Origin of the sequence: Microbacterium sp. SLBN-146, assembly GCF_006715145.1 — a bacterium.
Taxonomy (GTDB): domain Bacteria; phylum Actinomycetota; class Actinomycetes; order Actinomycetales; family Microbacteriaceae; genus Microbacterium.
Genome location: NZ_VFMR01000001.1, coordinates 2,901,547 through 2,922,206, shown reverse-complemented (window position 1 = coordinate 2,922,206; position 20,660 = coordinate 2,901,547). Strand labels below are relative to the sequence as shown.

23 protein-coding genes and 4 tRNA genes are annotated in these 20,660 nt (G+C 67.5%); 8 read left to right on the top strand and 19 right to left on the bottom strand.

The genetic code is table 11. The features are described 5' to 3' along the window. Positions 1–10 precede the first annotated feature (10 nt). The 7 genes from yajC to pdxS all read right to left on the bottom strand — a co-directional run bounded on the left by yajC (position 11) and on the right by pdxS (position 5,192). Positions 11–466, bottom strand: coding sequence for a preprotein translocase subunit YajC (gene yajC / locus FBY39_RS13085; RefSeq protein WP_141932696.1), 456 nt, complete (start codon positions 464–466; stop codon positions 11–13). Positions 467–547: 81 nt separating this feature from the next. Further along, complete coding sequence (gene ruvB / locus FBY39_RS13080; protein ID WP_141932695.1) at positions 548–1,576, bottom strand: Holliday junction branch migration DNA helicase RuvB; 1,029 nt, start codon at positions 1,574–1,576, stop codon at positions 548–550. After that, positions 1,569–2,195 carry a Holliday junction branch migration protein RuvA gene (ruvA, locus tag FBY39_RS13075; protein ID WP_141932694.1) on the bottom strand — a complete coding sequence of 209 codons (627 nt, stop codon included), beginning with the start codon at positions 2,193–2,195 and terminating at the stop codon, positions 1,569–1,571. The genes ruvB and ruvA overlap by 8 nt, the downstream gene beginning before the upstream one ends. 52 nt (positions 2,196–2,247) lie before the next feature. Next, positions 2,248–2,817: a crossover junction endodeoxyribonuclease RuvC gene (ruvC, locus tag FBY39_RS13070; RefSeq protein ID WP_396652280.1), complete on the bottom strand. Its 570-nt coding sequence runs from the start codon at positions 2,815–2,817 to the stop codon at positions 2,248–2,250. 57 nt (positions 2,818–2,874) lie between these two features. Beyond that, positions 2,875–3,633 (bottom strand): YebC/PmpR family DNA-binding transcriptional regulator, encoded by a 759-nt coding sequence (locus tag FBY39_RS13065; protein WP_141932692.1) that lies wholly within the window; start codon positions 3,631–3,633, stop codon positions 2,875–2,877. Between the two features lie 72 nt (positions 3,634–3,705). Continuing rightward, a complete protein-coding gene (pdxT, locus tag FBY39_RS13060; RefSeq protein ID WP_141932691.1) occupies positions 3,706–4,308 on the bottom strand; it encodes a pyridoxal 5'-phosphate synthase glutaminase subunit PdxT in 603 nt (200 codons plus the stop codon). Continuing rightward, positions 4,302–5,192, bottom strand: a complete 891-nt coding sequence (gene pdxS / locus FBY39_RS13055; RefSeq protein WP_141932690.1) for a pyridoxal 5'-phosphate synthase lyase subunit PdxS — start codon at positions 5,190–5,192, stop codon at positions 4,302–4,304. The genes pdxT and pdxS overlap by 7 nt, the downstream gene beginning before the upstream one ends. 114 nt (positions 5,193–5,306) lie before the next feature. Between pdxS and FBY39_RS13050 the strand changes: the two genes are divergently transcribed. Both FBY39_RS13050 and pdxY read left to right on the top strand, forming a co-directional pair. After that, positions 5,307–6,641 carry an aminotransferase class I/II-fold pyridoxal phosphate-dependent enzyme gene (locus tag FBY39_RS13050; RefSeq protein WP_141934197.1) on the top strand — a complete coding sequence of 445 codons (1,335 nt, stop codon included), beginning with the start codon at positions 5,307–5,309 and terminating at the stop codon, positions 6,639–6,641. 7 nt (positions 6,642–6,648) lie between these two features. Next, on the top strand, positions 6,649–7,500 hold the full coding sequence (gene pdxY / locus FBY39_RS13045) for a pyridoxal kinase PdxY (protein ID WP_141932689.1): 852 nt from the start codon (positions 6,649–6,651) through the stop codon (positions 7,498–7,500). A gap of 15 nt (positions 7,501–7,515) precedes the next feature. Here pdxY and FBY39_RS13040 read toward each other — a convergent pair whose 3' ends face one another. From FBY39_RS13040 to FBY39_RS13010, 7 genes are all read right to left on the bottom strand, one after another. Beyond that, positions 7,516–8,031 carry an HIT domain-containing protein gene (locus FBY39_RS13040; RefSeq protein WP_141934195.1) on the bottom strand — a complete coding sequence of 172 codons (516 nt, stop codon included), beginning with the start codon at positions 8,029–8,031 and terminating at the stop codon, positions 7,516–7,518. A 29-nt stretch (positions 8,032–8,060) separates the two neighbouring features. Then, positions 8,061–10,067: a threonine--tRNA ligase gene (thrS, locus tag FBY39_RS13035; RefSeq protein ID WP_141932688.1), complete on the bottom strand. Its 2,007-nt coding sequence runs from the start codon at positions 10,065–10,067 to the stop codon at positions 8,061–8,063. A 56-nt stretch (positions 10,068–10,123) separates the two neighbouring features. Further along, on the bottom strand, positions 10,124–10,804 hold the full coding sequence (locus tag FBY39_RS13030) for a DNA alkylation repair protein (RefSeq protein ID WP_141932687.1): 681 nt from the start codon (positions 10,802–10,804) through the stop codon (positions 10,124–10,126). A 30-nt stretch (positions 10,805–10,834) separates the two neighbouring features. Beyond that, positions 10,835–11,338, bottom strand: coding sequence for a hypothetical protein (locus FBY39_RS16475; RefSeq protein ID WP_160133130.1), 504 nt, complete (start codon positions 11,336–11,338; stop codon positions 10,835–10,837). 98 nt (positions 11,339–11,436) lie between these two features. Then, positions 11,437–11,508, bottom strand: a tRNA-Val gene (locus tag FBY39_RS13020). 28 nt (positions 11,509–11,536) lie between these two features. Continuing rightward, positions 11,537–11,607 (bottom strand) — tRNA-Cys (locus tag FBY39_RS13015). 53 nt (positions 11,608–11,660) lie between these two features. Beyond that, a tRNA-Gly gene (locus tag FBY39_RS13010) sits at positions 11,661–11,733 on the bottom strand. Positions 11,734–11,883: 150 nt separating this feature from the next. Here FBY39_RS13010 and FBY39_RS13005 point away from each other — a divergent pair. From FBY39_RS13005 to FBY39_RS12995, 3 genes are all read left to right on the top strand, one after another. Next, positions 11,884–11,959: transfer RNA gene (locus tag FBY39_RS13005), tRNA-Val, on the top strand. 178 nt (positions 11,960–12,137) lie between these two features. Then, positions 12,138–12,488 carry a YciI family protein gene (locus tag FBY39_RS13000; RefSeq protein ID WP_160133128.1) on the top strand — a complete coding sequence of 117 codons (351 nt, stop codon included), beginning with the start codon at positions 12,138–12,140 and terminating at the stop codon, positions 12,486–12,488. Further along, the gene (locus tag FBY39_RS12995) at positions 12,485–13,732 is read left to right on the top strand and encodes an RNA polymerase sigma factor (protein WP_222115691.1); all 1,248 of its coding nucleotides are present in this window, start codon (positions 12,485–12,487) and stop codon (positions 13,730–13,732) included. The genes FBY39_RS13000 and FBY39_RS12995 overlap by 4 nt, the downstream gene beginning before the upstream one ends. Positions 13,733–13,747: 15 nt before the next feature. Here FBY39_RS12995 and FBY39_RS12990 read toward each other — a convergent pair whose 3' ends face one another. Further along, positions 13,748–14,377 carry a hypothetical protein gene (locus FBY39_RS12990; protein WP_141932685.1) on the bottom strand — a complete coding sequence of 210 codons (630 nt, stop codon included), beginning with the start codon at positions 14,375–14,377 and terminating at the stop codon, positions 13,748–13,750. Between the two features lie 71 nt (positions 14,378–14,448). Between FBY39_RS12990 and FBY39_RS12985 the strand changes: the two genes are divergently transcribed. Beyond that, the gene (locus FBY39_RS12985; RefSeq protein WP_141932684.1) at positions 14,449–14,937 is read left to right on the top strand and encodes an Lrp/AsnC family transcriptional regulator; all 489 of its coding nucleotides are present in this window, start codon (positions 14,449–14,451) and stop codon (positions 14,935–14,937) included. On the opposite strand, the gene FBY39_RS12980 is transcribed toward FBY39_RS12985, so the two are convergent. The 3 genes from FBY39_RS12980 to zapE all read right to left on the bottom strand — a co-directional run bounded on the left by FBY39_RS12980 (position 14,896) and on the right by zapE (position 17,954). Then, a complete protein-coding gene (locus FBY39_RS12980; protein ID WP_141932683.1) occupies positions 14,896–15,411 on the bottom strand; it encodes a type II toxin-antitoxin system PemK/MazF family toxin in 516 nt (171 codons plus the stop codon). The genes FBY39_RS12985 and FBY39_RS12980 overlap by 42 nt on opposite strands. 72 nt (positions 15,412–15,483) lie before the next feature. Next, positions 15,484–16,734 carry an ammonium transporter gene (locus FBY39_RS12975; protein ID WP_141932682.1) on the bottom strand — a complete coding sequence of 417 codons (1,251 nt, stop codon included), beginning with the start codon at positions 16,732–16,734 and terminating at the stop codon, positions 15,484–15,486. A 191-nt stretch (positions 16,735–16,925) separates the two neighbouring features. Further along, positions 16,926–17,954: a cell division protein ZapE gene (gene zapE, locus FBY39_RS12970; protein WP_141932681.1), complete on the bottom strand. Its 1,029-nt coding sequence runs from the start codon at positions 17,952–17,954 to the stop codon at positions 16,926–16,928. 119 nt (positions 17,955–18,073) lie between these two features. Between zapE and FBY39_RS12965 the strand changes: the two genes are divergently transcribed. Both FBY39_RS12965 and FBY39_RS12960 read left to right on the top strand, forming a co-directional pair. Next, complete coding sequence (locus tag FBY39_RS12965) at positions 18,074–18,976, top strand: sulfurtransferase (RefSeq protein ID WP_141932680.1); 903 nt, start codon at positions 18,074–18,076, stop codon at positions 18,974–18,976. A 31-nt stretch (positions 18,977–19,007) separates the two neighbouring features. Next, positions 19,008–19,448 carry a SufE family protein gene (locus FBY39_RS12960; protein WP_141932679.1) on the top strand — a complete coding sequence of 147 codons (441 nt, stop codon included), beginning with the start codon at positions 19,008–19,010 and terminating at the stop codon, positions 19,446–19,448. Here FBY39_RS12960 and FBY39_RS12955 read toward each other — a convergent pair. Beyond that, positions 19,445–20,650, bottom strand: a complete 1,206-nt coding sequence (locus tag FBY39_RS12955) for a S9 family peptidase (RefSeq protein WP_141932678.1) — start codon at positions 20,648–20,650, stop codon at positions 19,445–19,447. The two genes, FBY39_RS12960 and FBY39_RS12955, sit on opposite strands and share 4 nt — an antisense overlap. Positions 20,651–20,660: the final 10 nt, after the last annotated feature.

Sequence of the window (20,660 nt, the reverse complement as noted above, 5' to 3'; positions counted from 1 at the left end):
GAGCGACCGGTCAGGCTTCGGGCTTCTTGTCGTCACCGGGCGACCGCGGGTGGTCCTCGGCGGCTCGCGCGCGGTCGTCGCTGATCGAGGTGATCTCGCCGTCCGCGACACCGGCGATGTACTCCGCCTCGGACTCCTCGGCCTCGATGAACTCGTCTTCCGTGACGAATCCCTCCGCCGGGTCGACGATGCGGAGGATCGCCTGGCTGTGGACCTTGATCTGAACGCCCGGAGCGATCTCGATGATGGCCGGCTGGTCGAGGTTCTCGGTGTCGTACTCGACGACAGTGCCGTACAGACCACCCTGCAGCAGGACCTCTGCGCCGGGGACGGTCTGGCGCGCCTTCGCCTCCTGCTCGGCCTTCTGCTTCTGCATCCGGCGTCGGGAGCTCCAGAACATGAAGATCAGGAGGAGGACGAGAAGGATGATGAGGCCGTAATTGGCGAAGAAGTCCGCGAAGCTCATGGGAGCAGGAGCACCTTTCGGGTGAGGCGCGCGCCATCGCGGCGGTGCCTGGCAGGGTGGGAGGAGGGAATCCTCCAGCGATTATAGGTCATCGAATCTCAGCACCGATTCCGCATGCGCCACGCCGAGGTGCGTGTAGGCGTCGGCCGTCGCGATCCGGCCGCGCGGAGTGCGGCCCAGGAAGCCGATCCGCACGAGGTACGGCTCGACGACGGATTCGATCGTGTCTGACTCCTCTCCCACCGCGACGGCGAGAGTGGAGAGACCGACGGGACCCCCGCGGAAGCGGCGGACGACGGCGTCGAGCACGGCACGATCGAGCCGGTCCAGTCCGATCGCGTCGACATCGTAGAGTTCGAGCGCAGCGTGCACGGACTCGGTCGTGGCGACGTCGCCATCGCCATGCACGAGCGCGTAGTCGCGCACTCGGCGTAGGAGTCGATTCGCGATGCGCGGCGTTCCTCGGGACCGGCGGGCGATCTCGGCACGCGCGACCGGCGGGAGCTCCACTCCCAGCATGACCGCCGAACGTCCGATGACCTGCTCGAGCTCGGCGGGCTCGTAGTACTCGAGGTGCGCCGTGAAGCCGAAGCGATCGCGCAGCGGATTGGGGAGGAGGCCCGATCGCGTCGTCGCGCCCACGAGTGTGAAAGGAGCGAGATCGAGGGGGATGCTCGTTGCGCCGGCGCCCTTGCCGACCATGATGTCGATGCGGAAGTCCTCCATCGCCAGGTACAGCATCTCTTCCGCGGATCGCGCCATGCGGTGGATCTCGTCGATGAACAGCACCTCGCCGGGCGTGAGGCTCGAAAGGAGGGCGGCCAGATCGCCTGCGTGCTGGATCGCGGGCCCGCTCGAGAGCCGCAGCGGCCGTTCGCTCTCGTGCGCGACGATCATCGCGAGCGTCGTCTTGCCGAGTCCTGGGGGGCCCGAGAGGAGGATATGGTCGGCGGGGCGCTGTTGTATGCGCGCGGCATCCAGGAGCAGTTGCAGCTGTCCGCGGACCTTCTGCTGACCGACGAACTCGGCGAGTGACGAAGGGCGAAGCGCGCCCTCGATCGCGAGCTCTCCCTCGTCGACGGGCTCATCGGCATCGCGAAGCTCATCCACCGACGGACTCCTTCCGTGCGGGGCCGAGGGCGGCGAGTGTCACGCGCAGAAGGGCAGGGACGGAGGAAGCGTCGGTATCGGAGGCCTTCTCCACCGAGAGGGCGACGGCCTCCGTCGCAACGCGCTCCGACCATCCGAGTCCGACGAGGGCTTGGACGACCTGCACGGAGACCGTGCTGTGCCCGGCTCCCCCGGGACGTGCCCCCGTCGAGACGCGCGGTGGCTCGATCTTGCCTGCCAGCTGCACGACGATGAGCTTCGCCGTCTTGGGACCGATACCGGAGACGCGCCGGAACGGAGCGTCGTCGTCGTCGGATACCGCCTGGGCGATCTGCGGGACGGTGAGCGAGGAGAGTACCCCGAGAGCGGACTTCGGGCCGACGCCCGTGACGCCGAGAAGAAGCGAGAAGACAGCGAGCTCCTCGCGCGTCTCGAACCCGAAGAGCGATAGGGCGTCCTCGCGGACGATGAGGCTCGTGTGAAGCGCGATCGGTTCGCCGGTGCGGGCGCTGCGGGCCAGTTGAACCGGAACCGCGACCGACAGTCCGACGCCGCCGACCTCGACCACGAGGCTGTCGGAGTCCACGTGCACGGTCGTGCCCCGGAGCGAAGAGATCATGCGTCGAGCCTATCGTCGCGCTTCGGAGATTTGTTCGACCGACACGCGTTCGTCAGCGCCGGGCGAGCCGTTCGGCATCCGCCCACGCGCGCTGCGCGGGGGTGAGCGGCGCGTCGGATGAAGCGGGAGAACCGCCCCGCCACGCGTGGCACAGAGCGAGTGCGAGAGCGTCGGCGGCGTCGGCGGGCTGAGGGAGCTGATCGAGTCGGAGCACGCGGGCGACCATCGCCTGAACCTGACGCTTGTCGGCGCTCCCGTAGCCCGTGATGGCGGCCTTGACTTCACTGGGGGTGTGGGTCGCCGCGGGGATTCCGCGCTCCCCCGCGACGAGCAACGCGATACCGCTCGCCTGGGCCGTTCCCATGACGCTGTGGCGGTTGTGCTGCGCGAAGACGCGCTCCACGGCGATGACGGCGGGGTCATGCTCATCGACGACCGCCCTGATCCCCGCGGCGATCGTCGCGAGGCGCTCCTCGATCGGGGCGCCCGCATCGGATCGCACCACGCCGACGTGGACGAGCACGGCTGAGCGGTCGCGAGCCACGTCGACGACGCCGACGCCGCAGCGAGTGAGCCCGGGGTCGATGCCGAGCACACGGAGGGGTCCGCGCGATGTGGTCACCACGTCACGGTAGGCGAGCGCGTCCGCGACGCCGGTCAGGCGCGCGGCATCCGTCGGTCAGTCGTCGGCTTCGAGCTCGGCCTGCACCTCGGGTGTCAGGTCGAAGTTGCTGTAGACGTTCTGGACGTCGTCGCTGTCTTCGAGGGCGTCGATGAGGCGGAAGACCTTGCGGGCGGTGTCCGCGTCGACCTCGACCTTGAGGTTCGGGACGAACTCGACATCTGCCGACTCGTAGTCGATGCCCGCCCCCTGGAGCGCTGTGCGCACGGACACGAGGTCGGTCGCCTCGGTGATGACCTCGAAGCCCTGGGCATGCGGCTCGACGTCGTCGGCCCCCGCATCGAGGACCGCGAGCATGACGTCGTCTTCGGTCGTACCTTCACCGGAAACGACGATGACGCCCTTGCGCGTGAAGTTGTAGGCGACGCTGCCGGGGTCGGCGAGCGTACCGCCGTTGCGCGACAGCGCCGTGCGGACTTCGGCCGCGGCACGGTTCTTGTTGTCAGTGAGGCACTCGATCATGAGGGCGACGCCATTGGGTCCGTAGCCCTCGTAGACGATGTTGAGGTACTCGACCGACTCGCCCGAGATGCCGGCACCGCGCTTGATCGCGCGGTCGATGTTGTCGTTCGGGACGGAGGTCTTCTTCGCCTTCTGCACGGCGTCGTACAGTGTCGGGTTTCCCGAAAGGTCGGGCCCGCCGAGCTTCGCGGCGACCTCGATGTTCTTGATGAGCTTGGCGAACGACTTGGCACGACGCGAGTCGATGACGGCCTTCTTGTGCTTGGTCGTTGCCCACTTGGAGTGTCCGGACATATTGCTCCTGGATGCTTCGCGGCGGAACCCGCCGGCTGTCCATTCTAGGACAGCACGTGTGCGTGACCCGGGTCAGGCCGCGCGTTGCGAGGCGAGGTCGAGGAGGAGCCGGTGGAATCCGAGCTCTCCTGTGACCTCGGGATGGAACGCGGTGCCGAGGAGGGCGCCCTGTCGGACGGCGACGATGCGACCGTCCTCGAGGACCGCGAGCGGTTCGACATCCGGCCCCACGGATTCCACGATGGGGGCACGGATGAAGACGGCGTGAACGGATGCCGCGCCGATGGCGGGAACGGCCAGGTCTGTCTCGAACGAGTCGATCTGACCGCCGAACGCATTGCGCCGCACGGTGATGTCGAGACCGCCGAAGGTCTCCTGTCCCACGATGCCGTCGGTGATCCGATCCGCCAGGAGAATGAGGCCTGCGCACGTGCCGTAGACCGGGAGCCCGTCGGTGATCGCCGCGCGGAGCGGCTCCTGCATCCCGAAGGCGCGGGCGAGCTTGTCCATGACACTGGACTCTCCGCCGGGGATCACGAGGCCGTCCACCTGCGCGAGCTCCTCCGGCCGTCGCACGAGGGTGACGTGTGCACCCAGATGACCGAGCGCCCGTGCGTGCTCGCGCACGTCGCCCTGGAGCGCGAGCACGCCGACGCGTGCGGCGGTCGTCACCAGCCCCGCTCGGCGAGGCGGTGGGGCGCGGGAAGGTCGGAGACGTTGATGCCCACCATCGCCTCGCCGAGTCCGCGCGAGACGTCTGCGACGACCTTGGCGTCGTCGAAGAAGGTCGTGGCCTTGACGATGGCGGCGGCCCGCTCGGCGGGATTCCCCGACTTGAAGATGCCGGATCCGACGAAGACGCCGTCGGCGCCCAGCTGCATCATCATGGCGGCATCCGCGGGCGTCGCGACGCCGCCCGCGACGAAGAGGACGACGGGGAGCGTTCCTGTCTCGGCGACTTCGGCGACGAGGTCGTAGGGCGCCTGCAACTCCTTCGCCGCGACGTAGAGCTCGTCCTTCGACAGGGAGCGGAGGGCGTTGATCTCACCGCGGATCTTGCGGATGTGCTTGGTCGCCTCGGAGACGTCTCCCGTGCCGGCCTCGCCCTTCGAGCGGATCATCGCGGCGCCCTCGGTGATGCGGCGGAGCGCCTCGCCGAGGTTGGTCGCGCCGCAGACGAACGGGACGGTGAACTTCCACTTGTCGATGTGGTTGACGTAGTCGGCGGGCGAGAGGACCTCGGACTCGTCGATGTAGTCGACGCCGAGCTCCTGCAGCACCTGCGCCTCGACGAAGTGGCCAATCCGGGCCTTCGCCATGACGGGGATCGAAACGGCCTCGATGATGCCGTCGATCATGTCGGGGTCGCTCATCCGCGAGACGCCACCCTCTGCGCGGATGTCGGCGGGAACCCGCTCGAGCGCCATGACGGCGACAGCGCCGGCGTCCTCCGCGATCTTCGCCTGCTCGGGCGTGACGACGTCCATGATGACGCCGCCCTTGAGCATCTCCGCGAGGCCGCGCTTGACGCGGTCGGTCCCGGTGTCGGCAGTCGTCATGTGCATTCCCTTTCCCCGGATGCCGCGAGCATGCCGCCGGACATCACCTGATTTGACCTAGGCCAAAAGATATCATGTGCCGGTACGTAGGATCGGCCTGTGGAGAGGACTCGCATGGCGCTCGACATCACGGGGACGACGGCGGCGGAGATCGCCGACAGCCTGCGCGATCTGCTGCAGCGCGGTGCGCTCCGGCCCGGCGACGCGCTGCCGTCCGTCCGGTCGCTCGCGGACGAGCTCGGGGTCAACCGCAACACGGCGGTCGCCGCCTACCGGCAGCTGACGCAAGCGGGCCTCGTCGAAACGCGCGGGCGCGGGGGCACGCGCGTCTCTGGTGCGACCCCCGTCGCGCAGGAAGGCTTCGCGTGGGACAGCGTCCTGCGCGATGTCGGCACGGGGAACCCCGACCCTGACCTCATCCCCGATCCGTCCTCTGCGCTGGCTCGCATGGGCGGGCGGCCCGTCCTCTACGGCGAGCCGGTCATCGATCCGGGCCTGGAGACGTGGGCGCAGGAGTGGATGTCGGACTCCCCCGCGGACCGTCGCCTCACGATCACGAGCGGTGCTGCCGACGCTGTCGAGCGCCTTCTCGCCCAGGCGCTCACGCGCGACGACGCTGTGGCTCTGGAAGATCCGTGTTTCCTCACGAGCATCCACACGGTGCGTTTGGGCGGCTACCGCGCGATTCCTGTCGCCGTCGACGATGAGGGGATGACAGTCGCCGGCCTCCGCGCAGCGATCGATCAGGGCGTCCGTGCCGTCGTGTGCACTCCCCGCGCGCAGAATCCCACGGGAGCGAGTCTCACGCCCGAGCGCGCGGCGGCGCTGCGGGCGGTTCTCGTGGATCATCCCTACGTCCTCGTGATCGAGGACGATCACTTCTCGATGTTGTCGCGCATGCCCTACCAGTCGCTCATCGGACCCGATCACCGACGGTGGGCGGTCGTGCGGTCGGTGTCCAAGTTCTTGGGGCCCGATATGTGCCTCGCTGTCACCGCATCCGATCCCGAAACGGCCGACCGGCTGGCGATGCGGCTCACACCCGGCACAACGTGGGTCAGCCATCTGCTGCAGCGCCTCGTGCACGCCCTCGTGACGGACCGCGACGTCATTGATCAGATCTCCGCGGCGGGAGCACATTACGCTGATCGCAACGACGCCTTCGCCGAGATCCTCACTGCGCGCGGTCTCCCCGTCTCACCGGGAGACGGCCTCAGCCTGTGGGTGCCTCTCCCCGCTCCCGCCCGAGCAGTGTCGGAGCAGCTCATGCGCCGCGGGTGGCTTGCGCGCAGCGGCGAGGACTTCGTGCTCTCGGAGCTCGAGGCGTCGAGACGCCTCCGTGTGACAGTGCACGACCTGGACGACGACGCGGCCGAGCAACTCGCCGATGACCTCCTCGCGTCCGTCGATGCGGCCCGAGGGCGGGCAGCCCTTCGCGAAGTGGGATGATCGACCGGTGAAGATCCTCTCGATCCAGTCAGCCGTCGCCTACGGGCACGTCGGCAACTCGGCGGCGGTGTTCCCCCTCCAGCGCATCGGCGTCGAGGTCTTGCCGGTGTACACGGTGAACTTCTCCAACCACACGGGTTACGGCGCATGGCGCGGGCCGCTCATCCCGGCATCCGACGTCGCCGATGTCATCACGGGCATCGAGGAGCGCGGGGCGTTCCCGCGCATCGACGCCGTGCTCTCGGGATACCAGGGCTCGGAGGGAATCGGCGATGTGATCATCGACGCCGTCGCGCGTGTGAAGGCCGCCAACCCCGACGCGGTCTACGCGTGCGACCCCGTCATGGGGAACGCGAAGTCGGGATGCTTCGTGGCCCCGGCCATCCCGATCCTGCTGCGCGAGAAGGTCGTGCCGGTGGCCGACATCATCACGCCGAACCAGTTCGAGCTGGGCTTCCTGACGGGCACCGAACCCGACACGATCGCCTCGACTCTCGACTCCGCGGATGCCGCGCGTGCCATGGGCCCCTCGACGGTGCTCGTCACGAGCGTCGAGCGCCCTGACCGCGATCCCGACACGATCGAGATGATGGTCGTGAACGACGAGGGTGCGTGGATCGTGCAGACGCCGCTCCTCCCCATGAAGGCCAACGGCTCGGGCGATGTGACCGCAGCTCTCTTCACGGCGCACTACGTACAGACGAAGAATGCCGAGACGGCGCTCGCCCGCACGGCGTCGAGCGTCTTCGACCTCCTCGAGAACACGTGGCGGTCAGGCGAGCGCGAGCTTCAGCTCGTCGAGTCGCAGGAGGCGTACGCCCATCCCCGACTGCAGTTCGACATCACGCGCGTACGCTGAGCACCGGCATCCGGATCAGTCGTTCCAGGCGTCGGCGACCGTCGTGCGGACGTCTCCGAGGAGCTGAGGGAGCGCCTTCGTCTGCGCGATGATCGGGAAGAAGTTCGCGTCGGAGCTCCATCGCGGAACGATGTGCTGATGCAGGTGCTCGTCGACGCCCGCCCCGGCCACGGCGCCCTGGTTCATGCCGATGTTGAAGCCGTCGCACCGTGAGACCCGGCGGAGGACGCGCATGCCCTGCTGTGTCAAGGCGCCGATCTCGGCGACTTCTTCCGGCGTCGCCTGATCGTAGGTCGCGACGTGGCGGTAGGGGCACACGAGCAGGTGGCCTGAGTTGTACGGGAAGAGGTTCAGCAGAACGTACGCGGTTTCGCCGCGCGCGACGATGAGTCCGTCTTCGTCGCTCTTCTGCGGCGCGGCGCAGAACGGACACGCGTCGCGGAGCACTTGCGCGCCGGCGTTGATGTAGGCCATCCGGTGCGGCGTCCACAGGCGCTGGAACCCGTCCGGCACGCCGGCGAGACCCTCCATGAGTTCGGGGGTGGAGTCCTCCCCCGGCGTCACGCGAGGTCCTCCGCGGTGTTCACGAGCGTGTGCGCCGAGATGGCTTCGCGGATGCGACGGACGGCGTCGGCCACGGGAATGCCGTTCTCCTGCGTTCCGTCGCGGAAGCGGAACGACACCGTGCCGGCCGAGCGGTCCTGCTCGCCCGCGATGAGCATGATCGGCACCTTCTGGGTCGTGTGCGTGCGGATCTTCTTCTGCATCCGCTCGGCGCTGTGGTCGAGCTCTGCGCGGACCCCCGCGACGGAGAGCTGCGCGACGATCTCCTGGAGGTAGTCCGCGAACTCTTCGGCGACAGGAATCGCGACGACCTGGACGGGCGCGAGCCACACGGGGAACGCGCCCGCGTAGTGCTCGAGCAGGATCGCGAAGAACCGCTCGATCGAGCCGAAGAGGGCGCGGTGGATCATGATCGGCCGCTTCTTCTGACCGTCGCGATCGGTGTATTCGAGCTCGAAGCGCTCGGGCAGGTTCGGGTCGACCTGCACGGTCGACAGCTGCCACGTGCGGCCGATGGCATCCTTCGTCTTGAGGTCGATCTTGGGGCCGTAGAACGCGGCCTCGCCAGGAACCTCCGTGAGCTTCAGTCCACTCGCGAGAGCGACGTTGCGAAGGGCGTTGGTCGAGTACTCCCAGAACTCGTCGGAGCCGATCCACTTCGACTTCTCGTCGTCGCGCATCGAAAGTTCGAGCTCGAAGTCGTCGAGACCGAAATCACGGAGCATCGAGATGACGAACTCGAGAACGCGGGTGGCTTCGCCTTCGAGCTGCTCGGGCGTGACGAACAGGTGCGAATCGTCCTGAGTGAAGCCGCGGACGCGCGTCAACCCGTGTAGGGCGCCCGACAGCTCGTTGCGGTAGACGGTGCCGTTCTCGGCGAGACGCATCGGCAGATCGCGGTAGCTGCGCGCGCGCTCCTTGAAGATCAGGATGTGCATGGGGCAGTTCATGGGCTTCAGGTAGTAGTCCTGGCCCTGCTTCGTGACGTTGCCGTCGGCATCCCGCTCTTCGTCCATGACGATGGGCGGGAACATGCCCTCCTTGTACGTCACGAGGTGGTTCGACTGCAAGAAGAGGTCCTGCTTCGAGATGTGCGGCGTGTAGACGTAGGTGTAGCCGCCCTCGATGTGACGGCGGCGTGCGTGCTGCTCCATCTCACCCCGGACGGTGCCGCCCTTGGGGTGCCATACCGACAGGCCCGAGCCGATCTCGTCGGGGAACGAGAAGAGATCGAGTTCCTTACCGAGCTTGCGGTGGTCGCGCTTGGCGGCCTCCTCGAGGCGCTGCTGATAGGCGCGCAGTTCGTCCTTCGTGGGCCACGCCGTACCGTAGATGCGCTGAAGCTGGGGGTTCTTCTCGCTCCCCCGCCAGTACGCGCCGGCGATCCGCTGCAGGGCCCAGCCGTTGCCGAGCATCCGGGTGCTCGGCAGGTGCGGGCCGCGGCACAGGTCCTTCCACACGACCTCGCCGTCGCGATTGACGTTGTCGTAGATCGTGAGCTCGCCCGCGCCGACCTCGACCGATGCACCTTCCGTCGACGACGCGCCGCCCTTGAGGCCGATGAGTTCGAGCTTGAACGGTTCGTTGGCGAGCTCCGCGCGTGCTTCGTCGTCGGTGACGACACGGCGGACGAATCGCTGGCCCTCGCGGACGATGCGCTGCATCTCCTTGTCGATGGCCTTGATGTCTTCGGGCGTGAACGGGTGCTCGACCCCGAAGTCGTAGTAGAAGCCGTCGGTGATCGGGGGGCCGATCCCGAGGTTCGCCTGCGGGTTGATCCGCTGCACCGCCTGGGCCAGGACGTGCGCCGCCGAGTGACGCAGGATGGACAGGCCCTCGGGGCTGTCGATCGTGACGGGTTCGAGCGCGTCGGCCTCGGTGACCGTTGTGGCGAGGTCTTTGAGCTCGCCGTTGACGCGCAGGGCGACGACGGATCGATCGGGGAAAAGAGCGAAGCCGTCGGCGGGATACTCCACGTCGGACGGGCGGGCGGCGTCTGTCACGAAAAACTCCAGTTGGTGGCTTGGTGACAAGGCTACCGGCGTCGGTGATCGCCGGATCACACGCCCGGGAGGTGCTTGAGGGCCTCGCGTCGGCTCAGCGGACTGAGCGCGTGCGTCGCCGCGTACTCCGAGACCCAATCGGGTGCGACACGCGCGTACTCGCGCAGCGCCCAGCCGATCGCCTTCCGCACGAAGAACTGCGGGTCGGAGAGGTTCGGGTCGATGACGGATGCCAGGAGTTCGGCATCGACGCGGTCGCGGCGTCCGAGCTGAGAGATGATCGCGATCCGCCGCATCCACATGTCATCGTCGGTGCTCCACTCCCGCACCAGGCTTGCGGTCTCGGCCGGGAAAGCATCGTGGAGGTCGGCAAGGCGGTGGGAGAGTTCGTCCGTGTAGTCCCACCATCGACCCGTTCGCACCATGTGCTCGATGACGGGCACGAGTGTCCACGATCCTCGCAGTTGGCGGGCGTCGAGGATTGCCATCGCGGCGTAGCGCTCCTCGCGATGCGTGGCTTCGTCCCACAGCGCCAGCGCGGCCGTTCGAAGGTGGTCGACGTCTGCGTCGGGCTGGAGCACTGTTCGCGTGATCCGCCGCACCTCGGGAACGCCCACGCCGAGGAACGGCATCTCTGACTTCATGTAGGCCTGCTGACCAGCCGCTCGCGACGGGTCGGCTGCGCCGCGAAGCCGGTGTCGGATCACCGCGATGAGTTCGGTGCCGTCAGCGTCCATGGGCGGATGGTCCTCCGCGCGTCACAGGCCTCAGCCGGTGCAGACTTCGCTCAGCGCCTGGCCTGCGTCGGCGACTTCCTGCGACAGCCTCTGGATCTCCTCGGCCTTCGCACCCAGGGCGGCGAGGTCACCGTCGGGAACTCCGGCGAAGACGTCGGCGAAGGCACCGACCTTCTCGGCCATCGTCGCGAGCGCGGCTTCCACGTCGGCATTGCCGACGGCGCCGGCGGCAGTCTCCATGCGCTCGCGCAGCGTGCCGAGCTTCTCCGCCACCGCGGCGAAGTTGCCCTCGCTCGCGTCCGTCGACACGTCCGTCAGTCCTGCCTGGATGTCGGACACCGACTCGACAGCCGTCGCGCACGCCGCGGCGACGGGCTGGTCCTCTGTCTCCTCAGCTGCCGAGGACTCCTGAGACGTCGACGTGGAAGGGGCTGCGCTGGAGGCGGGTGCCGAGCCGGCGGTGCATCCCGTCAGGCTCACGATCCCGAGGCCGACGGCCAGAAGCAGGGCTGGTGCGATCTTGGTGATTCTCACGTCGTGTCTCCCGGTGTCGTCGGCGGCTTTCATGGCCACGGTATCTCCACATGAGTGGGGAATGAAGAAGCCCCCGGCGAACCGAGGGCTTCTATCTGTGCGCGATACTGGGATCGAACCAGTGACCTCTTCCGTGTCAGGGAAGCGCGCTACCGCTGCGCCAATCGCGCCCGTATGGGCTATTCAGTTATGGCTGAGAGGTGGCGACGGGATTCGAACCCGTGTAAACGGCTTTGCAGGCCGGTGCCTAGCCGCTCGGCCACGCCACCGTGTGGTTTGACCCCACGTGCCGTGATCCCCCGAAGGGAGACCTCTGCACTCGAGCGGATGACGAGACTCGAACTCGCGACCCTCACCTTGGCAAGGTGATGCGCTACCAACTGCGCTACATCCGCATGCTCCCGGATTCCTCCGGGCGCTTGAATGACTTTAGCTGATCCCCTGCGTCGTGCCAAACCGAGAGCGTGCCGCGCGTGTCACACGGTTCGGCGTTCGTCGGGGTCGCGCGTTTCCGGTAGCATCGACTCTCGACCGCTCGCGGTCATGGGCGATTGGCGCAGTTGGTAGCGCGCTTCCTTCACACGGAAGAGGTCGTCGGTTCGAGTCCGGCATCGCCCACCACAACTCCTCGTTCGTCAGGCATTCTTCTGTTCAGCCTGCGACGACCTCGCCTTTCCGGCCGACACACGAGAAAATTCTCGCGAATGCTGTCGATCTGCACACGCCGCTGCGTCATACACGTGAAGGCGGGTGCGGCTCGCATCTGCCCGTTCGGCACCTGATGTTCGAAGGAGAGACGATGCAATACATGGTTCTGCTGTTCGGTGAGGAGTACCCCGAGCCGGGCCCCGAAGACCCAGGCTTCGAGGAGTACATGGCCCCGTGGGCGGCGTTCAGCGAGGCGCACGAGGCGGTCATCGTCGCGGGGAACGCCCTCGCGCCCAGCTCGACGGCCACGACGATCAGGCGCGTTGCGGAAGGGCAGGACACGATCGTCGACGGACCCTTCGCGGAGACGAAGGAGGTGCTCGGCGGCTACTACATCATCGACGTGCCCGACCTCGATGCCGCCCTCGCCGTCGCCCGTGACATTCCGCTTCCCGCCGGCTCGATCGAAGTGCGTCCCCTGCCGGAAGGCCTTGCCGTGTGACCGAGTTCTCTCGGGAGCTCACAAGGCTCGCGCGCGAGGAGAGCGGGCGGGTGCTCGCTCTCCTCGCGGTGCGTTTCGGGGTCGACCTCGCCGACGATGCCGTGCAGGAGGCACTCATCGAAGCGCTCGATTGGACGGTCGTGCCGGACAATCCCGCCGCGTGGCTCTACACCGTGGCGCGCAATCGTGCGATCGATCGGATTCGTCGCCGCGCCGCGGCTCAGCGACGTGAGCGTTCGGTCGCCGTCGATCTGGCGGTGACGGAACCGCACGCCTACGAACTGCACGACCAGGAGGAGGTGGAGCTCATCGTGGACGACGATCGCGTGGGAGACGAGCGTCTCCGACTCATGCTGCTCTGCTGTCACCCGGCGCTATCGACAGAGGCGCAGGTCGCCCTGACGCTCCGGCTCGTCGGTGGGCTCACGACCGCGGAGATCGCCGCTGCGTTCCTCCTCCCCGAGGCGACACTCGCGCAGCGGATCGTGCGGGCAAAACGCAAGATCCGGGATGCCGGCATCCCCCTGTCGCTGCCGTCGTCGCTCGCTGAGCGGGTCGACGCACTCCGCAGCATCCTCTACCTGACGTTCAACGAGGGGTATCTCGCCCGAGCGGGAGGCAACGGCGCCCGGATCGACCTCATGGCCGAAGCGACACGGCTCACCGCGATGCTGCTGCGCGAACACCCGCGCGATCCCGAGACGGAAGGGCTCCTCGCACTGGAGCTGTTCACGCAGGCGCGCAACGACGCGCGCTTCGCGTCGGACGAGATCGTTCTGATGGAGGATCAGGATCGGACACGCTGGGATCTCTCCCTCATCGAGCAGGGGAATCGCGTGCTCCGCGCTGCTGCCAGCCGGAATCAGCCCGGTCCCTATCAACTGCAGGCCGCCGTCGCCGCGTGTCACGCGAACGCGCGCGAGTTCGCCGACACGGATTGGTCGATGATCGTGTCGCTGTACCGACGACTCCAGTCCATGACGCCGTCGCCGGTCATCTCGGTGAACCTGGCGGTCGCGATCGGGATGGCAGACGGCCCGCAGGCGGGACTCGTCGCCCTCGATGAGATCGCCGCCCTGGACGGCTACCACCTGTACTGGTCCACTCGAGGAGAGCTGCTGCTTCGAGCAGGACGGGTGGATGCCGCAGGCGACGCGCTCGGTCGCGCCCGCGCGCTCGCGGCCAACCCGACGGAGCAGCGCCACCTCGATCGCCGCATCGCGCACGCCGCAGGTCGCCGCTGAGTCGGAGAGGGGGTGTCAGAAGACGGCACCGGCGATCATGACCGCACCGAGGACGGCGACGGCTCCGTTGCCGACGAGGGAAGTGACCCGTCGGAACCGCGCGCCGGACTTCCATCGGAGAGCGGCGCCCGCCGCCACGAGCAGGATCTGCCACACGCCCGAGGCGATCGCGACGCCCGTCACGAACAGAGCGATCGTCACGGGAGAGCTGGCGACGGAGGAGAGACCTGTGACAACGGCCGCGAAGTAGATCAGCGTCGCAGGGTTGCTCGCGGTCAGTCCGAAGAACAGGGCGTAGCGACGCCCGTGCGGTCCGCCCTCGACACCTCCCGTGACGAATGCATCGGCTGGCTGCCGCGTCGTGCGGATGATCCCGAACACTGCGATGGCGACGAGGGTTGCTCCACCGACGACCTGCGGCCACGGCATCCATCCGGCGACGAGGGGCGCGAGGACCGACCCCGCCACCAACGCGGCGGTGCAGCAGAGCACATCCACACTGGTGACGGCGGCAGCGGCGGGGATCCCCCTCGCGAGGCCGCGGGTCGTCCCCTCTCGGATGACCAAAACCCCGATGGCCCCGAGCGGGACGACAAGCGCAAATCCCGTAAGCAGCCCTGCACCGAGCGCAGCGAAGTAGTCCATAGGGAGCAGTGTTCCCGAGGGCGTCCTGACGGACTGAGCGATTGTGCTGTGGGTGTGAGAGGATTCGCCACGTGGACCACTTGGACGACAAGATCATCGGCATCCTGCGCAGCCACGGCAGGGCTTCGTTCAGTGCCATCGGCCGCGAAGTCGGATTGAGCACCAACGCCGTCGTCGCGCGCGTGCGCAGACTGGAACGCACCGGCGTGATTCGCGGATATCAGGCCATTCTCGGAACCGACGTACCGGAACATCCGGGAGGTCTCGAAGCGTTCATCGACGTGCGCCTCGACCAGAACCAGGACTCCGAGGGCTTCCTCGCCTGGGCTGACACTGTCGACGAAGTTCTCGACGCCGTCCACGTCACCGGCCCCTACGACTACTTGATCCACGTGCGAGCACGCGACACCGCGGTGCTCGATCGCCTGCTCCGGAGGCTGAAGAACGACGGCGGCGCTGCGCAGACGCAGACACGGCTCGCACTCCGCCCCACCGAAGTCCCCCGCGACTCGTCGTCGTCAGTTCCCGACGGGCCAGCCGTATCGCTGGTGCAGCGCTGATGCTACGCGCGTGAAGCGGTCGAGATCGAGAACGGATGGCTCGCGCCGCATGCCTCGCGTGTGCACGCTGTAGAGCTGGTCGATGTCGACCCACGACGGTCTGCCCTTCGCGTCCCACTCCCCCGCACCCAGCGGCAAGAAGTCACGCTGGCCTTCGTGGGGTCGGCTCGTGAGCTTGACGGCGTACACGCGGTCATCGCTCTCCCGCCCGATGACGAGGACGGGTCGATCCTTGCCGCGTCCGTCGTTCTCGACGTAGGGAACCCAGGTCCAGACGATCTCGCCCGCGTCGGGGTCGCCGTCTTTGTGGGGTGCGTAGGTTATTCGGAGTCCGTTCCGCGGCGGTGGCGCGACTTCGATCGTGGCATCCGTGTTGGCCCGGCCCCGTGTGACCTGTGCGGTACGGGTCTGTGTGCCTCTCTGCGGCCTGAACAGGCCGGTGAGGAAGCTCAGGATGCCGTTGCGGGATGCCATCCCGCAACGATGCCACATACGGCAAGGGCGCCGCGGCTCCGCCGCGACGCCCTCACTCGTGTTCTGCGAAGGTCAGACCCGCTCGCGCTCCTCGACGAGGAGGTAGCCCTCTTCGCCGTGCACGACGGTGTCGACACCGGCGATCTCGTCTTCGTTCTTGACGCGGAAGCCGATGGTCTTCTCGATCGCGAAGCCGAGGATGAAGGCGACGACGAGGGAGTAGAGCATGACGCCCAGCGCCGCGATGACCTGAACGGTCAGCTGCTCGACACCGCCGCCGAGGAGGAGACCCGTCTCGGTCGCGAAGAAGCCGAGGTAGATGGTTCCGATGAGGCCACCGACGAGGTGGATGCCGACGACGTCGAGCGAGTCGTCGAAGCCGAGCTTGAACTTGAGCTCGATCGCGAAGGCGCAGACGACACCCGTGACGAGGCCGAGCAGCAGAGCCCAGCCCGGCGTGAGGTTGGCGCAGGCGGGGGTGATGGCGACGAGACCCGCGACGGCGCCGGAAGCAGCACCGACGGACGTGGGCTTGCCGTCCTTGATCTTCTCGATGATGATCCAGCCGATGACGGAGGCAGCGGTCGCACCGATCGTGTTGATCGCGATGAGTCCGACACCGCCCATGTCCTCGGCGAGCCACTCAGCGCCGGCGTTGAAGCCGAACCATCCGAACCACAGGATCGCCGCACCGAGGAGCGTCAGCGGCACGTTGTGCGGCTTGAGGATGCCCTTCTGGAAGCCGATGCGCTTGCCGAGGACGATGGCGAGCGCGAGTGCTGCCGCACCGGCGTTGATGTGCACGGCCGTTCCACCGGCGTAGTCGATCACGGCGACGCCGCTGTCCTCGCCGAAGATCGTCGAGCCGAGGTTGTAGACCCAGCCACCGCCCCAGACCCATGCGGCGACGGGGAAGTACACGAGCGCGGCGAAGAGGCCCGCGAAGATCATCCACGATCCGAACTTCGCGCGATCGGCGATCGCGCCGGAGATCAGGGCGACGGTGATGATCGCGAAGGTCGCGCCGTAGGCGACACCGATCAGTCCGACGTTCGCGTCGTCACCGGAGGAGAGGTCCGACAGCGCGATGTCGCTGAAGGGATTTCCGGCGAACGCCCACGTGGAGTCGACGGCGCTCATGTTGAAGCCGAAGAGGATCCACAGCACGCTGACGAGTCCGAGAGCACCGAAGCTCATCATCATCATGCTGACGACACTCTTGGCCTTGACGAGGCCTCCGTAGAAGAACGCCACTCCGGGCGTCATGAGAAGAACCAGGGCGGTCGCAGTGACCCCCCAGGCGATGTTTCCGGGTGCGTCCATTGGGTGTTACCTCGCATCGGGTCTGGTGACAGGGGCGAGGTCGCCTCGATGAACTCAGCGGCCTCGTACAGACGACAGTGTGTCGACCGCGGGTTTCACCCGGCGTGCGTACCGTGTTTCGCGTCGGTTACGGGAGTACCCGTGAGGTAAACATCAGGTTTCGGGCCACCGACCGGAATCTGCGAATCGGCTCAGGCGAGGGTGGAAGCCACGAGGCGAGAGGTGGCGCGCAGGTACTTCTTGCGGTATCCGCCGGCGAGCATCTCCTCGGGGAAGACGAGGTCCAGCGAGGTTCCCGTCGCGCGGATCGGAAGCTGTGCGTCGTAGACACGGTCGATGAAAGCGACGAAGCGCAGCGCGGCCGACTGATCCGTGAACGGCGCGACGTCACGCAGGCCCACCGTCGAGATGCCGCCGATGATGCGGATGTAGCGCGAGGGGTGCACGCGCGCGAGGTGCGCGACGAGCGTTGTGAAGTCGTCGTCGGAGACGAGCGCCGTGGTCGCGGCATCCGCGATCGCGATGTCGTACTCCGACTCGGAGAGGACGGCCGCGTGTCCGTCGACGGCGCGGTGCCGATAATCGGTGCCGTCGATGCGCAGCGTCGTGAAGCTCGCGGCCATCGCGTGGATCTCGCGGAGGAAGTCCTGAGCGGCGAAGCGTCCCTCACCGAGGGCGTTCGGCGGCGTGTTCGACGTGGCGGCCAGGCGGGTGCCCGAGGAGACGAGTTCTCCGAGGAGTCTCGTCATGACCATCGTGTCGCCGGGATCGTCGAGCTCGAACTCGTCGATGCACAGCAGATCGGAGCCACGGAACAGCTCGACGGTCTTCTGGTAGCCCAGGGCGCCGACGAGCGCCGTGTACTCGATGAACGACCCGAAGTACTTCCTGCGCACGGGCATCGCATGGAAGACGGATGCGAGAAGGTGGGTCTTGCCGACGCCGAAGCCGCCGTCGAGGTAGACCCCGGGCTTCGTCTCAGGAACCTTCTTCGCACGACGGAAGAATCCGCCCCGCGCCTCGGGTGGGCGCAGGCCCGAGAACGCCATGAGCGTGTCCTTCGCCTCCTGCTGCGACGGATAGGCAGGATCTGCCCGGTAGGACTCGAATGTCGCGTCGGCGAACTGCGGCGGAGGGACGAGCGCTGCCACCATCTCCGGGCCGCTCAGCTGAGGCGTCCGCTCCGCGAGGTGGACGATCCCGGTGGTCGTGGTGGTCATGCTGATCCTCGTAACAGTCTGACGGAACGGATGCACTCCCCCGCCAGGGAATCTAGGGTCGAAACGGCGGGTTCAACACTAAGCCGTCCCCACGACATCCCCGACCCGAGGAGCCTTCCGTGACCGTCGAGTTCGACACCTCATCCACCAAGTTCGCCGACTACGCGGACCCCGGCCGACTCGTCACCGGCGACTGGCTCGAGGCTCGACTCGGCGAACCGGGGCTCGTCGTCGTCGAATCCGATGAAGACGTCCTGCTCTACGAGACGGGACACATTCCCGGTGCGGTCAAGGTCGACTGGCACACCGAACTCAACGACCCCGTTGTGCGCGACTACGTCGACGGTGAGGGGTTCGCCGCCCTGATGTCGCGCAAGGGCATCTCGCGCGACGACACGATCGTGATCTACGGTGACAAGAACAATTGGTGGGCTGCCTACGCCCTCTGGGTCTTCTCCCTCTTCGGGCACGAGGACGTCCGCCTCCTCGACGGCGGCCGCGACGCGTGGATCGCGGCGGGGCGGCCGCTGACGACCGACGCATCCTCTCGTGCGGCCACCGACTATCCCGTCGTGGAGCGCGATGACAGCATCCTTCGCGCATACAAGGAAGACGTGCTCGCTCACCTCGGGAGCCCGATCATCGATGTCCGTTCCCCCGAGGAGTACAACGGTTCGCGCACGACGGCACCCGCGTACCCGGAAGAGGGCGCGCTCCGCGCCGGTCACATCCCCTCGGCCCAGAGCGTCCCGTGGGGGCGAGCGGTCGCGGAGGACGGCGGATTCAAGTCCCGCGCCGAACTCGATGCGATCTACCGCGACGAGAAGGGGCTTCAGGAGGGTGACCCCGTCATCGCGTACTGCCGCATCGGCGAGCGGTCGAGCCACACGTGGTTCGTGCTGAAGCACCTGCTCGGTTTCGAGAACGTGCGGAACTACGACGGCTCCTGGACCGAGTGGGGAAGCGCCGTGCGCGTGCCGATCGTGACGGGCGACGAGCCGGGCGCGGTACCCTCGCGCTGACTCAGATCGTCGTCGTGGGACAATCGGAACGATGACACATACTGCTCTCCCCGACCGGCTCGCCGAAACCCGTGAGGAGTTCCTCGAGCTCGCGGAGCCCGACCGACTGCAACTCCTGCTGGAGTATTCACGCGAACTGCCGCCGGTGCCCGAAGAGTACGAGGGGCGGCCGGAGCTTCGTGAGCGCGTCGTGGAGTGCCAGTCGCCGGTCTTCATCATCGTCGACGTCCACTCCGATGGCGAGGTCGTGATGTATGCGACGGCCCCGGCGGAAGCCCCGACGACCCGCGGCTTCGCCAGCATCCTTGCGCAGGGCATCACGGGACTCTCCGCGGACGAGGTGCTCGCGATACCCGATGACTATCCCCAGAGCATCGGTCTGACCCGCGCCGTCTCGCCGCTCCGCATCGCGGGGATGACCGGAATGCTGCTGCGGGTCAAGCGACTCGTGCGCGAGAAGCGCCCCGCCTAACCCTCGGCGGCCGCTTCGTTCGAGAGGCCGTGCGTCGCGAGCCAGGAGCGGATGCTGGTGCTCCACCGCTCCTGGTCGTAGTTCCAGAGCTTCGTGTGCCGCGCGACCTCGAAGACCTCCAGGTCGACGAGGTCCGGGCGTGCGTCGACAAGATGGTGCGAGGCGTCCGACGGCACGTAACCGTCGTCGTCCGAGTGGAGGATGAGCATGGGATGCCGCAGCTCCTCTGCGCGCGCGACGACATCCAGCCGATCGAAGGGGATCGCTCCGCCCGCGGCCACCCAGTCGTGACGGAGTGCTTCGAGCGCAAGCCCGGTCACCGCCGTCGGAACGTGCATCAGCTTCGCCTGATACTCCAGGACGAGCCGCCAGTCGATGACGGGCGACTCGAGCACGAGTCCCACGATGAGATCCCGATGTGCGGAGTTGAGCGACACCTGCAGAGCGATCGCCCCGCCCATCGACCAGCCCATGAGGATGACGCGTCGCGCACCGCGGCGTCGCGCGAAGGCGACGGCGGCATCGACGTCGCGCCACTCCGTCGCACCCAGCGCGTAGGTCCCCGCGCGGCTTCGCGGCGCCTCGCCGTCGTTGCGGTACGAGACGACGAGGGAGCTGATGCCGAGCGCGTGGAACACGGGTACGGCGCGCAAGCACTCGGAGCGGGTCGTGCCACGGCCGTGGATCTGGATGACCCACGTCGTGGAGTCGCCCGCGGGAAAGAGCCACGCGGGGCACGGGCCGACGGCCGAGCCGATGAGTTCGGGCGTGTAGGGCAGGTGCAGTTCGTCGGGACGTTCGAAGTACCAGCCGCTGAAGGCTGCGTTCGTGCCCAGCCGGGAGTTCGGTGCGACATGCGTGAGGAGCTTGCGCTTGACGGTCGCAGCGTCTTCGGAGAGGACCGAGCCCAGCTTGACGTAGCCCGACGTGCCGGTGGTGAACAGGCCGTACCGACCAGGCAGTTCGGTATCGGGCGTTCGGGTGAGGGTGATCGTCTGCGCCGCCGTGTCGAGGGCGACGATCTGCGTGTCGGGGAGCCGCGAAGCGGGCGTCACGACCTTCCGCGCCATGCGTGCCGACGAGAACGCCAGCAGAGCCAGCACGCCGCCGAGCGCCGCCGAGAGGAGCGAGATCGCCACCCGGAGGCCTGCGATCAGGTCAGAAGATGCGGCCGTCTTCGCGGCGCGCCTGGGAGCGTCCATCGAGGGCTCA

Bases quoted from the DNA above. Each gene is read 5' to 3' on its own strand.
- yajC (WP_141932696.1), bottom strand. From the start codon at position 466: ATGAGCTTCGCGGACTTCTTCGCCAATTACGGCCTCATCATCCTTCTC.
- ruvA (WP_141932694.1), bottom strand. From the start codon at position 2,195: ATGATCTCTTCGCTCCGGGGCACGACCGTGCACGTGGACTCCGACAGC.
- FBY39_RS13065 (WP_141932692.1), bottom strand. From the start codon at position 3,633: ATGTCCGGACACTCCAAGTGGGCAACGACCAAGCACAAGAAGGCCGTC.
- pdxS (WP_141932690.1), bottom strand. From the start codon at position 5,192: ATGACGACTGCCGACACCGGGACCGACCGCGTCAAGCGCGGCCTCGCG.
- FBY39_RS13050 (WP_141934197.1), top strand. From the start codon at position 5,307: ATGGCGCTCGACATCACGGGGACGACGGCGGCGGAGATCGCCGACAGC.
- FBY39_RS13040 (WP_141934195.1), bottom strand. From the start codon at position 8,031: ATGGAGGGTCTCGCCGGCGTGCCGGACGGGTTCCAGCGCCTGTGGACG.
- FBY39_RS13030 (WP_141932687.1), bottom strand. From the start codon at position 10,804: ATGGACGCTGACGGCACCGAACTCATCGCGGTGATCCGACACCGGCTT.
- FBY39_RS13000 (WP_160133128.1), top strand. From the start codon at position 12,138: ATGCAATACATGGTTCTGCTGTTCGGTGAGGAGTACCCCGAGCCGGGC.
- FBY39_RS12990 (WP_141932685.1), bottom strand. From the start codon at position 14,377: ATGGACTACTTCGCTGCGCTCGGTGCAGGGCTGCTTACGGGATTTGCG.
- FBY39_RS12980 (WP_141932683.1), bottom strand. From the start codon at position 15,411: ATGGCATCCCGCAACGGCATCCTGAGCTTCCTCACCGGCCTGTTCAGG.
- FBY39_RS12975 (WP_141932682.1), bottom strand. From the start codon at position 16,734: ATGGACGCACCCGGAAACATCGCCTGGGGGGTCACTGCGACCGCCCTG.
- zapE (WP_141932681.1), bottom strand. From the start codon at position 17,954: ATGACCACCACGACCACCGGGATCGTCCACCTCGCGGAGCGGACGCCT.
- FBY39_RS12960 (WP_141932679.1), top strand. From the start codon at position 19,008: ATGACACATACTGCTCTCCCCGACCGGCTCGCCGAAACCCGTGAGGAG.
- FBY39_RS12955 (WP_141932678.1), bottom strand. From the start codon at position 20,650: ATGGACGCTCCCAGGCGCGCCGCGAAGACGGCCGCATCTTCTGACCTG.